Source organism: Nocardia sp. NPDC050413, from assembly GCF_040655475.1.
Lineage (GTDB): Bacteria > Actinomycetota > Actinomycetes > Mycobacteriales > Mycobacteriaceae > Nocardia > Nocardia coubleae.
Map to the genome: position 1 here is coordinate 21,564 of NZ_JBFAJZ010000022.1, position 14,683 is coordinate 36,246.

Here is a 14,683-nt window from a genome sequence, read left to right on the forward strand (position 1 = left end):
GGGGATACTCGGGCGGGGATCGTCGACGGAAGGGTCGGGATGGATCAGCTCGGGGTTGCGGTTGTCGGGTTCGGGTTGGCGGGGGCGGTGTTCCATGCGCCGTTGATCGCGGCGGAGCCGAGGATGCGGGTGGCGGCGGTGGTGACGTCGTCGGCGGAGCGGGCCGCGCAGGCGCGGGCGCAGCACCCGGGGGTGCGGGTGTGGGAGAGCGCGGAGGAGATGTTCGCCGAGGCCGACGATGTGGATCTGGCGGTGATCGCGACACCGAATCGGACGCATGCGGAGCTGGCGGTGAAGGCGTTGGTCGCGGGGTTGCCGGTGGTGGTCGACAAACCGTTCGCGGTGAAGTCGGCCGATGCCGACGAGGTGGTTTCGGTGGCGGAGCGGGCGGGGCTGCCGCTGAGTGTTTTCCAGAATCGCCGCTGGGACAACGACTTCCTGACCGTGCAGGCGCTGATGGACGCCGGTGAGTTCGGTGAGGTGCGCCGGTTCGAGTCGCGGTTCGAGCGGTGGCGGCCGGTGTCGAAAGGCGGCTGGCGTGAGGTCGGCTCCGCCGAGGACGGGGCGGGGATCCTGTTCGATCTGGGCAGTCACCTGGTGGATCAGGCACTCACCCTGTTCGGCCCGGTCACCGAGGTGTACGCCGAACTCGACCAGCGCCGCCCGGACGTGCAGGCCGACGACGACGCCTTCATCGCCCTCACCCACGCCTCCGGCGTCCGCTCGCACCTGTGGATGAGTGCCGTCGCACCCCAACTCGGCCCGCGGATGCGCGTGCTCGGTTCCACCAACGGCTACACGGTCTCGGGCCTCGACCCACAGGAAGACGACCTGCGTGCCGGCCGCCGCCCGGACGACGGAAATCCGTGGGGCACAGTCACTCCCGACAAATGGGGCACCTTCGGTGCAGGCGAGGACCTGAAGACGATCCCCACCCTCCCCGGTGACTACCCGGCCTTCTACGCCCAGATGGCCGCCGCCCTACTGGACGACGCCCCGGTCCCGGTGGACCCACGCGACGCCGTGGAAACCCTGCGCATCCTGGAATACGCCCGCCACGTCGCCACCCCGCCCGAAGACGACTGATCCCACCCGCCCGGCAAGCCGACGGCGGGGGTGGTGTCGGGTGCTCGCCGCCCGAATCAGAGCTTGGCGGAACGCAGTTCGTGCCCCTTGGACGTCTTGCAGCGCCCCGACTCCAGGTCCCACTGCCACCCGTGCAGGTTGCAGGTGAGGTTGTTGCCTTCCACCACACCGAATTTCGACAGGTCGGCCTTGAGGTGCGGGCAGCGGCGCTGCACTTCCCAGCCGTCGAGTTCGATGGTGGCCGAGTCGTCGTGCGCCTCGGCGAACCAGCCGTCGGCGTAGGCGATGCGCTCGTCGGTGAGGCACTTGAAGAAGGTGTAGAGGAATTCGTTGTAGCCGCCGATGCGCCACGCCTGGAATCGGGTGGACAGGAAGATCGTGTTCACCCAGTCCGGTTCGTCGTCGCGCAGCACGGTGCGCACCAGTTCGGGGGCGATGCGGAAGCCGTAGCGGTAACGCCCCTCGCCCTCGATGGGCTCACGCACGGTGCGCTGCGGGAAGTCGAGGACGATGGTTTCCTCGCCGAGCACAAGGCCGACGGGGTAGCCGATGCCGTCGCTGATGAGCGCGCTCTGCTTCATGATCGGCTCGAACAGTTCGCGCAGCGGCTCGAGCAGCGAACCCTCGCCGTGCTCCCACGTCGCCTTCTCGGCGGCGAGCACGGGCGCGAAGCGTTCGGCCATGTCGGCGATGTAGGCGGCCTTGTCGCCGTAGATGCGCTGCGGGTCGAAGGGGTGGGTGAGGTCGAGTTCGGCACCGCGCACGTCGGCGACGGAGCCGGGGATCATCAGGATCCCGCCCTTGTTGCCGTGGATCTCCATCTGCTCGAGAAACACGATCTGATCGGGGAAGATGTTGCCCTCGTCGCCGCGGTCGTCGTTGAGGTAGCGCAGTTCGTCGTCGAGGAACACCGGCGGACCGGCCGAGGGCACCACCCAGGTGGCGCCGACCTGCTCGATGTAGGAGCGGGCCCGGTCCATGCCGCGCTGACGCTTCTGCTTGCCGAAGTTGGCCTTGGTGCGCGCGGGGATGTCGTAGACGGCCGGGTACCAGATGGCGCCCGAGTACTGCAGCAGGTGAATGTCGATGTGCCCGAACGCGTCGTGGATCACGTCCATGTCGACGGGGCGGGCGTCGTTCATGTTGAAGCAGGTGGTCTCGCCGTCGGAGACGAGGATGCCCGAGTCGCCGATGGGGCCGTCGGCGGGTGCGCGCAGCGCCACGATCATGATGTCGAGCGAACCCTTGGGCCCGGTGACGGTGTGCTTGACCGAGTCCTCGGTCTCGAAGAATTTGGTGAAGCCGAGCGCCTCGAGTTCGCGGCGCAGATCCGGCACCGGGTAGTCGGGCAGCAGGACCGTCGCGTCCTTGTTGACGTGCTCGCGCAGCAGTGCGGCGTCGAAGTGGTCGCGGTGCAGGTGCGAGACGTAGAGGTAGTCGACGTCGCCGAGTGCCGCCCAGTCCAGACCGGTGTTGTCCGGGAACGGGAACCACGACGCGAAGTAGGCGGGGTTCACCCACGGATCGCACAGGATGGTCCCGGCCTCGGTTCGGATGTGGAAGCCAGCATGTCCGACACTGGTGATCTGCACGAGCTATGTCCTCCTACCAGGATCTGATTCGCCGACGCACCGGGCTCGACCTGGTGACGCGAGCCGCCGCCGAGCTCTGACCACTGCGGCGGCACCAGCCAACAAGGGTAGTGGCTAAACCGTTACATCACCGATGCAGTAGCCCTCGGGGGTCGAGACGACGGTGAATGTGCGCGTCCTGGTGCCCCCGGGGGAGGTGGTCACCGGGACCTGAACCGCCAGGTAATCCCCCTGAACTCGTTCGGATGATAGCTCTTGGTCGGCGAAGGAGGTGACATTGCCTACTTTGCCCGAGTCGGTGGCCAGCGGGGGTGCTGTGGGGTTGCCGGTGTCCTGTGGGTCCCAGGTGGCCGGGCTCACTGCGCAGGTCAGGGGGTGGATCTGTTCGGTGTCGTCCGGGTTGAGAGGTTTGCCCGTTGCGCGGGCCAGGTAACGGCGGACGGTGTGACGCGCGTCGGCTTCGTCGTAACCCGGCTCGACACCGGCGGCGAACACCCGGCCGCAGGCGTAGCCGGTGGCGATGTCGCGCTGCTCCACGGTGATCGTCGTCGTCGCGTTGCGCCAGGTGACGGTGTCGGCGGTCGCGGTGCCCGGCCTGCTCAGTGCGGCGAGGATCGTCTGGGGGTCGACGTACATGTCGGCGACGGTGCGTGGCGGGATGGTCCAGCACTTGTCCTGTAGCTCGGTGACCGTCGCCGAGCGTAGGTCGGCCGCCCAGCGGCGCACGGCGGTCACGGTATCCGGGTTCCCCGCCACCGCGCCGACCCGCGGTGCGTCGGTGGGCAGCGGCTCGGTGGTCGGTACCGGTGTGGTCGCGGCCTCGGTGGCGGTCGAAGACGCGGCGGCCGCCGAGGTGCTGGTGGCAGGGGCGGCCACCGGTTCGTCGCCCGGAATGCCCGATACCGAGTCGCAGCCGGCGATCAGCGCGGCGGCGGTCAGGCCCGCGGCCAGCGCACTCGCGCGACGGGTCGGAGCAAACGGGGGCAGCTGAGCGCGTTGCACTTCGACGTTCCTCATTCCTTGGCCGGGTGCCGGAAGCGGCGATCTGCGACTACGCTAGCTGAATTGTGGAACCCGTCTACCGGTCGATCATCGGCCTGGCCCGAACCGTCTTCTTCCTCGAAGGTCTGAAGTTCACCGTCAAGGGGGCCGAAAACATCCCCGCGACAGGTGGTGCCGTGGTGGCGATCAACCACACCGGCTACATGGACTTCACCTACGCCGGCCTGCCCGCGCGCACCCCCAAGCGCTACATCAGGTTCATGGCGAAGGCGGAGGTGTTCGACAACAAGATCTCCGGCCCCATCATGCGCGCCCTCAAACACATTCCGGTCGACCGCACCGCGGGCGCCGACTCCTACAAGGCGGCGGTGAAGTACCTGCGCGACGGCGAGCTCGTCGGCGTGTACCCCGAGGCGACCATCAGCCGCAGCTTCGAGATCAAGGAATTCAAGTCCGGCGCCGCCCGGATGGCCCTGGAAGCCGACGTGCCGATCATCCCGATCGTCATCTGGGGTGCCCAGCGCGTGTGGACCAAGGGCTTCCCGAAGCGCCTGGGCCGCACCAACACCCCCATCTCCATCGCCGTCGGCAAGCCGATCAAGCCCTACGAACCCGTCAACGACCTGACCGCCGAGCTGCGCGGGACCATGCAGGCCATGCTCGCCGACCTGCAGCAGGACTACGAACACGAGCCCGGCGCCTACTGGGTGCCCAAGCGGCTCGGTGGCAGCGCTCCCTCGCTGGAGGAGGCCACCGCCCTCGACAACGCCGAGGCCGCCGAGCGGTTGGCGCGCAAGGCCGAGCGGGCGAAGCCCGAGAACTAGCCGGGCGCCCGGCAACGCATCGGTGGTGGCAGCTCGCCGCGCAGGTAGGCGGCGGGCGGCACACCCATCAGGGTGCGGAAGTCTGCCGTGAGGTGGGACTGGTCGTAATAGCCGGTCGCCGCCGCGAGGTCAGACCACGGCGTCTTGCCAGCGGCTGTGAGGACGCGCAGTACGCGGTCGACCCTGGCGAAATGCTTGGGCGACAACCCGATTCCGGCGGCGAAGAGCGAGCGTAGCTGGCGTTCGCTGATCGCGAGCCGGGTGGCGAGGTCGGCGACGGTCGGTGCCGCCCCCACCTCGGCGATCGCCTCGCGCAGCACCATCCGGTGCGCCCGCTCGGTTGTGCTTTCCGAAACAGCCTGCGGCAGTGTGGCTCCCAGGTGCTTGATCGCCTCGGCGGTCGACAGGTGGGTCAGGGAGTCGGTGATCGCGGCGAGCGGCCCGGGCAGCTCGGCGAGGGAGACCACGCGATCGGTCAGCTCGGCGGCCGACACCCCGAGCAGCTGACCGGTGGTCCCCGGCGCCAGACGCAGTCGCACGCAGCCGCCGGGCCGCTCGGCCTGGGAGTACGCCGCCTTCGACTGCGCGCCGATGACGAAAGCCGCGCTGCGACCCGAGGATTCGGTGCGCACGACCACCGTTGTCGAGGTGACGGGCGGATGGGCGAACGGTTGAGTGATGTCGTGACGCGTAGGCGTCGCGGTGAGTTCCGTGAGCCACGGTCGCAGCGAATCCGGGGTCGGGACCCGTGTCTCGATCCGGCCCGGGGTCAGGTACCTGCTCACACCGTCAACAGTAGGTGTCCGCGCAGCGACTGTCCGTGCCGATTTTTCCTATCCGCGCACCGGGTCGGGCCGACATGCTCGACGCATGATTCTGATCACCGGTGCCACCGGCACCATCGGTAAAGCCCTGGTTAGCCAGCTCGCCGCCGACGGCGTCGCGGTCCGCGCCACCACCCGTGACCCGCAGAACGCGACCTTCCCCGCCGGGGTGGAGGCGGTGGGCGTCGACTACCGCGACCCGGCCACGTTCGCCCCCGCGATGGCCGGAGTCCAGGCCGCTTTCCTCAACGGCCTGCCCGGTCCGGACGACACCGATGTCGACGCCGCCCTGGTCGAGGCCGCGCGGGCCGCGGGAGTACGGCGTGTGGTGAAACTGTCCATCATCGGCGCGGGCGACCCACGCCTCGGCGCGCCGGGCGGCTGGCATGTGCCCGGCGAGGGCGCGGTGCGCGACTCCGGCCTGGAATGGACGATCCTGCGCCCCAACACTTTCGCCTCCAATACGCTCAGCTGGGTCCAGCCGCTGAGCACGGGGCAGCCGGTGCCGAACCTCACCGGTGACGGCAGGCAGGCGGTCGTCGACCCACGCGATGTCGCCGCGGTAGCCGCTGCCGCCCTGCGCACCGGCGACCACCACGGCCGGACCTACACACTCACCGGTCCCACCCTGCAGACCGCGCGTGAGCAGGCCGCCGTGCTGGCCGAGGTACTCGGTCGCCCGATCGCCGTCACCGATATCGCCGAGGACGACGCACCGGAGTTCATGCGGTCTGCGGGACTGTCGCCCGCGTTCGTCGAAGCAGCTTCGCAGGGCCAGTCCTTCATCCGGCACGGGCACAACGAGCTCGTCACCGACGACATCGCCGCCGTGCTCGGCCGCCCACCCCGCGACTACGCCGAATGGGCCGCCGACCACCGCACGGCCTTCACCGAGCACTGATCCGACACCCCCCGATCAGTTCATGCTCAGCACCCACGAGCCGTTGCAGCCCCAGCTGGTGTTGCGTTTGGCGTCGTAGGTCCAGACGGGGTTGATCGGCGGGTTCACCCGCACATGCCACCGGCCCGACGGCGACTTCACGGCGTTGCCCTCGCGGGTGACGATCTTGACGTCGTCGTGGCCGAACGACCAGGAGCCCCGGCTGGTCGGGTAGTCCAACCGCATGCGGACCCGGCCGCCGGTGTGGTTCTGCACCACCAGGCAGGAACCGGGGTGGTTGACGTCGATGGCGTAGTCGCTGAAACCCTCCTCGCCACCGTTGTCGGTGGTGTCGACGAATCCGACGGCATCGGTGATGTCGGCGTTCGCGGGGCCGGCGACCATGACGGTCGTCACAGCCACGGCGGCGGTGAGCAGTCCGAGAGTCTTCAATCCCTTACCTCCCCTGAGTGGCGGCAATAGTTGCCGACCTGCGAATAAGCCTCCCGCGCAACGGCTTCCGCATTCTTATCGCGGGCTTAACGGTGTGCCTGATCGCCGGGGCGGCAGACCGTCCGAGCGGCGGTCAAGGGGGCCTGATTTCGTGTTTCGGGGGAGGGCACGCTAAAGTTCCTTCTCGCACCACGAGGCCCGGATCGGGCCGAGGACGTGCACGCGGATGTAGCGCAGCTGGTAGCGCATCACCTTGCCAAGGTGAGGGTCGCGAGTTCGAATCTCGTCATCCGCTCAACGAAAGCCCGGCCTGATGCCGGGCTTTTCTGCTGTCAGTACCGGTTCAGGCGGTCACGCGTGAGTGGCGGCAGGAACTCGCCGATCAGTGTGCGGCGCCACCAGATTCGCTGCCGGAACAGTTCGGCCGGGGTGCTGAACTCGTATTCGTAGAGGTGGGCGCGCACATAGTGCGGTGGGGCGTCGGGGAACGGATTGGGACCGAGCAGGCGCAGGGTGTCGGGGTCGTTGCGCAGCAGCCGCGCGGCCAGCGGCAGCGCCCACGAGCGGGCGTAGGCGGGCGAGATCGCGGCGAACCACATCAGCCAGTCCAGGCGCAGGTGGTAGGGCGCGAACTGGCGTGGCATGCGACGCGGGTCGCCCGGTTTGCCTTTGAACGCGTATTCGCGCCACACGGTGTCGTCGGTGAGGTGGGTGTCGTCGGTGCCCTCCAGCACGATCTCGTAGCGGGTCCGGCCGATCGACCCGAACGCGCCATAGGTGTTGACCAGGTGCAACGGGTCGAAGGAGGCGTTCATCTGCTGATTCGGCGAGAGCATATTGCGCACCGGCCGGTAGCTCGCCACCACCACGAGGGCCACGTAGGCGACGCAGACGCCGACGAACCAACCCGGCGCAGCGGGCGTGGACTGTCCGCCGGGCAATGACAGCGCGGTGGCGGCCAGCAGCAATGTCACCCAGTTCAGCCAGGCGAAATTGCCCGACAGCACAAGCCACAGCTGGGTGACGATGACGATCGCCGCCGCGATACTCGCCACCGGCTGCGGCGCGAACAGCCCGAACGGCACGATGAGCTGGGCGAAGTGATTGGCCGCCACCTCCACCTTGTGCAGCGGTTTGGGCAGGTGATGGAAGAACCAGCTCAGCGGACCGGGCATCGGCTGGGTTTCGTGGTGGTAGTACAGGCAGGTCAGGTCGCGCCAGCACGGATCGCCGCGCAGCTTGATCAGTCCGGCCCCGAACTCCACCCGGAACAACAGCCACCGCGCGGCCAGCAGCACGAGCAGCGGCGGGGCGATGGTGTCGTTGCCGAGGAATATCGCCAGGAAACCGGCCTCGAGCAGCAGTGATTCCCATCCGAAGCCGTACCACAGCTGGCCGACGTTGACGATCGACAGATACAGCACCCACAGCGCGAACCACAGCAGCACGGCCGCCCACAGCGGCACCGCGTCGGCCAGACCCGCCGCCACCGCGACCGCGAGCACCACCCCCGTCCACGACACGGCCGCGAACAACCGATCCGAATAGCGCAGATGGAACAGGCTCGGCGACTGCCGCCACGACGAGCGCTCGAGGAAACGGGGAATCGGCAGCATGCCGCGTTCGCCGAGCAGGGCCCGAAACTGGAGTGCGGCGGTCAGGAAGGCGACGGCATAGATCACCGCCAGGCCGCGCTGGAAGATCAGCCTGCCGTACCAGTATTCCGGTGCCGCGAACCACTCCATGCGCTCGCTCCTGGGAGATCTGCCCTCCGGTGGACTACCCGGTGTCGTGCGTCGATAACAGGGCGGCGCGCAGTTCGCGCTCGTCCCATTGTCCGGCGACACCGGGTCGCGTCCGCAGGTAATCGACGATCCGGTCGGTGTCCCAGCCCTGAGCTTCGCGCAGCCCCGCCCCGATCATGGCGAGATATCGGGCCGAAGGACGCTGTACCTCAACGGCTTCGGGCAACCAAGGGGCCGTGAACGTCAGGATCGGCACGTCGTCCTCGTCACCGAGATGGACAACGGTCTCGTAGCGTCCCGGTCCGAAGCGGACCCGTCCCTCCTCGACGACCCGTGACACGTCGAAGCCGCGGCCGGGCGTGCGGTACATCTCCTGGTCGAGCAGGTCGGCGAACTGGGCGAGGGTGAGCAGATACCCCCTGGCGACGGCCTCGGTCGGCCATCCCGGTGCGGGCTGGTCGGTGTAGAAGCCGACGCCACCCGTCCATACCGGACTCTGCCAGGCGAAATACACGGTGCCGGGCACGGTGAGCGCGATTGTCTTCGCGGGCGGGGTGGGGTCGCGAAAGCCCGCGTAGAGGTGGTCCGTGCCGGGTGGAGTTCCACCGAGCCGGTAGTAGTCGAAGCGGGCCGCACACATGTTGGAGCCGTATGCCGCGTACCAGATCTGTTGTGTCACAGGCTCATTCCTGGCAGGTCTCGGTTCGGAACACCGAAGAAACGGATTGATCCACCCCCTCGATTGTCCCTGTGAGACCGGGAAAACCGAAGGCCGCACGAATCTGGAACGATTGGTCATATTACCCCGCTGGGCACTCGCATGGCGAACGCCCATTGGGGAAAGCGTGGGGACCGACAACATGGCGACACGTTCCGAAATCACTACGAAGACAACGTATGTACGGAGGTCGAACCCCGGAAGGTCAGCGTCGACACGGATTCGTGACCGCTCGGCTGTAACGATCAGACCCATCATCAACGAATGACCAATCGGTCGGGAAAGCCAACGAGCGGAGATGTTTTCATGCGTACTGTCCTCATGCTGGCAGCTGTTGCGGCATTGACCGGAGGGCTCACCGCGTGCGGCGCCGAGTCGGGTTCGAGCGCGCCGAGCACTACCACTCAGCACTCGGCCACCTATTCGTCGGACGCACCGAGCACTCCCCAGCCGTCCAGCGCACCTGATCCCGGTTCGCCTGACGCGAGCTCGCCGGGGGCGACTTCGCCTGGCGCGGGGTCGCCGGGCGCCGGTAACCCTGACACCGAGGCGCCGGATACCCCGAAACCGTCGACCGCCCCGGCTCCGGACAAGAACGGCTTCACCACGGTCGACGCGGGCAAATACCTGCTAGACGGCGGCTACTACTTCCAGTCGCCCACCGGGAACATCATGTGCGGCATCCTCACCGCCGCCCCGTACGGTGTCGGCTGCCAGCTGGGCAAGGCGAATATCATCTCGCCGAAGCTGCCGAACTGCACCGACGCGCCCAACCGCAAGGTCGCCGCGCACCTCTATCAGGGCAAGTCGGAGCTCCTGTGCACCAGCCAGGGCATCTTCGTCGGCATTCCGCAGGACGGCTCACCGGCCGGCGGCGCGGTCCTGAACTACGGCCAATCCCTCACCGTCAACGGCTACACCTGCGACTCCTCGTCGCAGGGCGTCCGCTGCATGGCCGACGGCCACGGTTTCGCGATCTCGGCCGACGACCAGCACACCTTCTGAGCGCCGCGCTACCTCGGGATGTGGATGCCCGCCGCGCGCAGCTTCGTCTCGACGAGGGCGCCGAGCACGCCTGCGGTCGAGGTGGGTTCGTGGCCGTGATGGGCGATGAGCTGGTAGCGGGTCGCTGCCTCGGTGCGGGCCTGCATGCCGGTCACGATTCGCAGATGTGCCGGTCTGGCGAGGTAGTGCTCGATCATCTCGTTGGCGAGATCCTCGATGCGGGGATCGTCGGGTGCCCAGGCCGCGGCCTCGACACCACGCCGCAGCAGGGCGACGAAGTTCGGGTCCTCGATGGCGTTCTCGACGTCGGTGAGGTAGTCGTCGAAGCCGTCGGGGACCAGGGCTCGCGCCAGCACCCAGCCCTCCCTGGTCGCCGCGACCTCGGCCTCGGGAAAACCCAGGCTCGGCATCCGTTCCAGCATCGCGACCGCGCGGTCGGGCAGCAGGGCTCGATTGCCGTCGCTGAGCCGGTGCAAGGTGTCGCGCCGGGCGGTCAGCTCCTCGATGCGCTCGGTGAGCTGACGCCCCACCTCGGCCAGCGCGGTGGCGAACCGGTCGGCGTCGGCGTCGAGCAGGGGTTCGATGTCGGCCAGCGGCACCCCGGCGGCGGCCAGCGTCCGCACCTGGACCAGCCGCAACAGTTCGGCCGAACCGTACCGCCGGTACCCGGCGCTGTCCCGTTCGGGCTCGGTGACCAGGCCGAGCTTGTGATAGTGCCGCACCGTCTTCACCGTGATACCGACGAACGCCGCCGCCTGCCCGATCGTCACCCCGTTCCGCATACGCTCAGCTTGCCTTGTCCGACAGCGCGTTTCCCGGTTCGCCGCCGAACACCGCGTCGACAAGCGACTTCTGTGCCACCTGGAACGCCGGGGCCATTGTCATCTCCGCGTCGTCGACGAAGGTCAGATACGCGGTCATGGTCACGCTCGCGTCGGGAGTGCTGTACATCAGTGTCGCGTAACCGGCGATCCCGCCGTTGTGGGTGATGACCGTGGCGCCGCCCTCGGTTTCCTGCACGAACACCCCGAGCCCGTAGGGCATGCCGGGAATGCCGGTGTCGTGGGTGCGCAGCATCTCGGCCAGCAGCGGTTCGGGCAGCAACGTGCCGTCGAGCAGGGCACTGATGAAAGTGTGCAGGTCGGCGGTGGTCGAGATCATGTCGCCGCCGGTGCAGACCCAGGACGGGTTGTGCACGGTGACGTCGACGGTGTGCTGCTCGCCGCCGTCGCTGTAGCGGTAGTAGGCGTGCGGGTGCGGGTCGGGCAGATCCGTGGAGGCGCCGGGCAGCACGGTGTCGGTCATGCCGAGCGGGCCGAAGATCAGGCGCTGCGCCTCCTCGGCGAGCGAGCGGCCGGTGACCTGCTCGACCAGCAACCGGGCGATGATGTAGTTGGTGTTCGAATAGCTCCAGCCGGTCCCCGGCTCGAATCGCGCCGGCTTCGACAGGGCGAGGTTCGCCAGGTCCTCCGGTCGGTAGGTTTCGAACCGCTTGTCGACCCACTCCTTGCCCGCGATGGTCGAGGGCACGCCGGGGACGATGGTGCCGTCCTCGTACAGCTCGCCGGTGATGTTGAAGATCCCGCTGGTGTGCTGCAACAGCATTCGGACGGTGACCCGCTCGTCGAGTGCGTAGTCGGGCAGGTAGCGGATAGCCGGGGCGTCCAGCTCGATCCGGCCCTCGGCGACCAGCCGCAGCACGATGGCGGCGGTGAAAGTCTTGGTGTTGCTGCCGATTCGGACGTGACCGTCGACAGGCGGCGGTGTGGTGGCGCCGAGTTCGCTCACCCCGGCGCTGCCCACCCACTCGCCGCGCTCGTCGTTTACCCGCAGTGACGCACCGACGAAACCGTTGTCGACGATGCGCTCGATGAGTTCCTGGAGTTCCGGACGGTCCTGAGTGGCAAGGGTATTCGTGTTGGACATGGTGATCGCTCCTGTTCGCGTAGTCGGCTTTCCCGCCGCTGCGACCAAGGCTCCACCCTGACCTTAGGTCAACCGCAACAGTGATCTGGATCACCGAAAAAGCGGGGCGGCAAGGTATCTGCCGCCCCGCTCTTTCCGTGCGCTACTGCGCGGTCGACTTGAACCGACGCAACCGCAGGCTGTTGCTCACCACGAAGACCGAGCTGAACGCCATCGCGGCACCGGCGAGCATCGGGTTGAGCAGGCCCGCCATGGCCAGCGGGATCGCGGCAACGTTGTAGGCGAAAGCCCAGAACAGGTTGCCCTTGATGGTGGCCAGGGTGCGGCGCGAGAGGCGGATCGCGTCGGCCGCGGCCCGCAGGTCACCACGCACCAGGGTGAGATCGGCGGCCTCGATGGCCACGTCGGTTCCCGTGCCCATCGACAGGCCGAGATCGGCCTGGGCCAGGGCGGGTGCGTCGTTCACACCGTCACCGACCATGGCGACGACCTTGCCCTCGGCCTGCAACCGCTTGACCGTTTCCACCTTGTCCTGCGGCAGCACCTCCGCGATCACCTCGTCGATCCCCACCTCGGCGGCGATGGCGTTCGCCGCGCGGGCATTGTCGCCGGTGAGCAGGATCGGGGTGAGGCCGAGCTCGCGGAACTGCGAGATGGCCTGTGCGGAGGTCGGTTTCACCGCGTCGGCGACCACGAGCACGCCGCGTGCCTTGCCGTCCCAGCCGATCGCCACGGCGGTCTTACCCGTCGATTCGGCGTCGGCCATGGCGGTGGCGAGGTCGTCACCGAGGGGCTGCGACCAGTCGGCCAGCAGCCGGGCCCGGCCCACGATCACGGCGTGACCGTCGACGACACCCTGCACGCCGAGACCCTCGATATTGGCGAAACCCTCCACCTGGGGCAGCGTTCCGGCGTCACGTGCGGCCTTGGCGATAGCCTGGGCGATCGGGTGCTCCGAGGAATCCTCCAGCGCACCGGCCAGTTCCAGCACGCGGGCCTTGTCCTCGCCCTCGGCGGGGATCACGTCGAGCAGGGTCATCTTGCCGGTGGTGACGGTGCCGGTCTTGTCCAGCACGATGGTGTCGACCTTGCGGGTCGATTCCAGCATCTCGGGACCCTTGATGAGGATGCCGAGCTGCGCGCCGCGTCCGGTGCCGACCATCAGCGCGGTCGGGGTGGCCAGGCCGAGGGCGCACGGGCAGGCGATGATGAGCACCGCGACGCCTGCGGTGAAGGCGGCGGCGATGGAACCGCCGGTGCCGAGCCAGAACCCGAGGGTGGCGACGGCCAGCGCGATGACGATCGGGACGAAGATGCCCGAGATCTTGTCGGCGAGTCGCTGAGCCTGCGCCTTGCCGGTCTGGGCGTCCTCGACCATCTGCGCCATCTGGGCGAGTTGGGTGTCGGAGCCGATTCTGGTGGCGCGCACCAGGAGTCGTCCGCCGACGTTCACGGTCGCCCCGGTGACGGTGTCGTCAACGCCGACCTCCACCGGCACCGATTCGCCGGTGAGCATGGAGGCGTCGACGGCCGAGGAACCCTCGGTCACCACACCGTCGGTGGCGATCTTCTCACCGGGCCGGACGACGAACACGTCACCGACGGCCAACTGCTCCACCGGGATTCGTGTCTCCACGCCGCCCCGCACCACGGCCACGTCCTTGGCGCCCAGCTCGAGCAGCGCTTTCAGCGCGGCACCGGCGCGGCGCTTGGACCTGGCCTCGAAGTAGCGTCCGGCCAGGATGAACGTGGTGACGCCCGCGGCGGCCTCGAGGTAGATGCTGCCGGTGCCGTCCATCCGGGCGATGGTGAATTCGAAGGGGTGGGTCATGCCGGGGGTGCCCGCCGTGCCCCAGAACAGGGCATACAGCGACCACCCGAACGCGGCGAGCGTGCCCATCGACACCAGGGTGTCCATGGTCGCGGTGCCGTGCTCGAGGTTGGTCCAGGCCGCCTTGTGGAACGGCAGCGCGCCCCAGATCACGACCGGCGCGGCCAGGGTGAGCGAGAGCCACTGCCAGTTCGTGAACTGCAGAGCGGGGATCATCGCCATCGCGATCACCGGGACGGTGAGCACCAGCGACACCAGCAGGCGGGTGCGCAGCGATGCGGTCGGGTCGTCCTCGGTGGGCGCGTCGGTGGTCTCGGGCTGCTTCGGGGCGGGCAGTGCCGCGGTGTAGCCGGCCTGCTCGACGGTGGCGATCAGTTCCTCGGGGGACACGTCACCGGTGACATCCACGCGCGCCTTCTCGGTGGCGTAGTTGACGGTCGCGGTGACGCCATCGAGCTTGTTGAGCTTCTTCTCGATGCGGTTCGCGCAGGAAGCGCAGGTCATGCCACCGATCACCAGTTCTACCTGGCCGGTGCCCGGTGGGTGTGTCACGGCGGTCATGGGATGCTCCGATCGTTTCCTGATATCGATTCTTGCTGAAGGTTTGCGGGTGGTGCTCAGTGGCCGTGGCCGGGGCTGCCGTGGTCGGCCGGTGCGCTGGTCGGTGCGGGAGTGTTCGCACCCGACTGGGCGACGCGCAGAGTGAACTCGGCGGTGCGGACCACGCCCTGGTGCTGGAAGTCCAGGAACAGGCGGTAGTCGCCCGCGCTCGGTGCGTTCACCACGAAGTCGATGCC

At 68.2% G+C, this 14,683-nt stretch carries 13 protein-coding genes, 1 tRNA gene and 1 pseudogene; 5 read left to right on the forward strand and 10 right to left on the reverse strand.

Annotated elements, in window-relative coordinates; translation table 11 throughout:
- The first annotated feature begins 39 nt into the window (after positions 1–39).
- Positions 40–1,086, forward strand: coding sequence for a Gfo/Idh/MocA family oxidoreductase (locus AB0I19_RS28490; protein WP_357153023.1), 1,047 nt, complete (start codon positions 40–42; stop codon positions 1,084–1,086).
- 56 nt (positions 1,087–1,142) lie between these two features.
- On the opposite strand, the gene AB0I19_RS28495 is transcribed toward AB0I19_RS28490, so the two are convergent.
- A complete protein-coding gene (locus tag AB0I19_RS28495; RefSeq protein WP_357153026.1) occupies positions 1,143–2,678 on the reverse strand; it encodes a Rieske 2Fe-2S domain-containing protein in 1,536 nt (511 codons plus the stop codon).
- Positions 2,679–2,792: 114 nt separating this feature from the next.
- A complete protein-coding gene (locus AB0I19_RS28500; protein WP_357153029.1) occupies positions 2,793–3,680 on the reverse strand; it encodes a hypothetical protein in 888 nt (295 codons plus the stop codon).
- Positions 3,681–3,745: 65 nt separating this feature from the next.
- On the opposite strand from AB0I19_RS28500, the gene AB0I19_RS28505 reads away from it, so the two are divergent.
- A complete protein-coding gene (locus AB0I19_RS28505; protein WP_357153031.1) occupies positions 3,746–4,504 on the forward strand; it encodes a lysophospholipid acyltransferase family protein in 759 nt (252 codons plus the stop codon).
- On the opposite strand, the gene AB0I19_RS28510 is transcribed toward AB0I19_RS28505, so the two are convergent.
- On the reverse strand, positions 4,501–5,289 hold the full coding sequence (locus AB0I19_RS28510) for a helix-turn-helix domain-containing protein (RefSeq protein WP_357153034.1): 789 nt from the start codon (positions 5,287–5,289) through the stop codon (positions 4,501–4,503). The two genes, AB0I19_RS28505 and AB0I19_RS28510, sit on opposite strands and share 4 nt — an antisense overlap.
- Positions 5,290–5,374: 85 nt before the next feature.
- Here AB0I19_RS28510 and AB0I19_RS28515 point away from each other — a divergent pair, with 85 nt between their 5' ends.
- Positions 5,375–6,229, forward strand: coding sequence for an NAD(P)H-binding protein (locus tag AB0I19_RS28515; RefSeq protein ID WP_357153037.1), 855 nt, complete (start codon positions 5,375–5,377; stop codon positions 6,227–6,229).
- 15 nt (positions 6,230–6,244) lie between these two features.
- On the opposite strand, the gene AB0I19_RS28520 is transcribed toward AB0I19_RS28515, so the two are convergent.
- Complete coding sequence (locus AB0I19_RS28520; protein WP_357153040.1) at positions 6,245–6,661, reverse strand: hypothetical protein; 417 nt, start codon at positions 6,659–6,661, stop codon at positions 6,245–6,247.
- A gap of 222 nt (positions 6,662–6,883) precedes the next feature.
- Between AB0I19_RS28520 and AB0I19_RS28525 the strand changes: the two genes are divergently transcribed.
- Positions 6,884–6,956: transfer RNA gene (locus tag AB0I19_RS28525), tRNA-Gly, on the forward strand.
- A gap of 37 nt (positions 6,957–6,993) precedes the next feature.
- Here AB0I19_RS28525 and AB0I19_RS28530 read toward each other — a convergent pair.
- Entirely contained in the window at positions 6,994–8,406 is a 1,413-nt protein-coding gene (locus AB0I19_RS28530) for a lipase maturation factor family protein (protein ID WP_357153042.1), read from the reverse strand.
- Positions 8,407–8,440: 34 nt separating this feature from the next.
- A complete protein-coding gene (locus AB0I19_RS28535) occupies positions 8,441–9,085 on the reverse strand; it encodes a histone deacetylase (protein WP_357153044.1) in 645 nt (214 codons plus the stop codon).
- Positions 9,086–9,430: 345 nt separating this feature from the next.
- Here AB0I19_RS28535 and AB0I19_RS28540 point away from each other — a divergent pair, with 345 nt between their 5' ends.
- Positions 9,431–10,129, forward strand: coding sequence for a DUF6636 domain-containing protein (locus AB0I19_RS28540; protein WP_357153046.1), 699 nt, complete (start codon positions 9,431–9,433; stop codon positions 10,127–10,129).
- A gap of 8 nt (positions 10,130–10,137) precedes the next feature.
- Here the strand turns inward: AB0I19_RS28540 and AB0I19_RS28545 are convergent, their stop codons facing one another.
- From AB0I19_RS28545 to AB0I19_RS28560, 4 genes and pseudogenes are all read right to left on the reverse strand, one after another.
- A complete protein-coding gene (locus AB0I19_RS28545) occupies positions 10,138–10,911 on the reverse strand; it encodes a MerR family transcriptional regulator (RefSeq protein WP_357153048.1) in 774 nt (257 codons plus the stop codon).
- A 4-nt stretch (positions 10,912–10,915) separates the two neighbouring features.
- A complete protein-coding gene (locus tag AB0I19_RS28550) occupies positions 10,916–12,055 on the reverse strand; it encodes a serine hydrolase domain-containing protein (RefSeq protein WP_357153051.1) in 1,140 nt (379 codons plus the stop codon).
- A gap of 142 nt (positions 12,056–12,197) precedes the next feature.
- Positions 12,198–14,447, reverse strand: coding sequence for a heavy metal translocating P-type ATPase (locus AB0I19_RS28555; RefSeq protein ID WP_357153054.1), 2,250 nt, complete (start codon positions 14,445–14,447; stop codon positions 12,198–12,200).
- Between the two features lie 56 nt (positions 14,448–14,503).
- Positions 14,504–14,683: pseudogene (locus AB0I19_RS28560) on the reverse strand (hypothetical protein); the annotation flags it as partial.

What these genes read in the sequence shown, in the direction of transcription:
- AB0I19_RS28490 (WP_357153023.1), top strand. Translation starts at nt 40, where the DNA reads ATGGATCAGCTCGGGGTTGCGGTTGTCGGGTTCGGGTTGGCGGGGGCG.
- AB0I19_RS28515 (WP_357153037.1), top strand. Translation starts at nt 5,375, where the DNA reads ATGATTCTGATCACCGGTGCCACCGGCACCATCGGTAAAGCCCTGGTT.
- AB0I19_RS28530 (WP_357153042.1), bottom strand. Translation starts at nt 8,406, where the DNA reads ATGGAGTGGTTCGCGGCACCGGAATACTGGTACGGCAGGCTGATCTTC.
- AB0I19_RS28540 (WP_357153046.1), top strand. Translation starts at nt 9,431, where the DNA reads ATGCGTACTGTCCTCATGCTGGCAGCTGTTGCGGCATTGACCGGAGGG.
- AB0I19_RS28545 (WP_357153048.1), bottom strand. Translation starts at nt 10,911, where the DNA reads ATGCGGAACGGGGTGACGATCGGGCAGGCGGCGGCGTTCGTCGGTATC.
- AB0I19_RS28550 (WP_357153051.1), bottom strand. Translation starts at nt 12,055, where the DNA reads ATGTCCAACACGAATACCCTTGCCACTCAGGACCGTCCGGAACTCCAG.
- AB0I19_RS28555 (WP_357153054.1), bottom strand. Translation starts at nt 14,447, where the DNA reads ATGACCGCCGTGACACACCCACCGGGCACCGGCCAGGTAGAACTGGTG.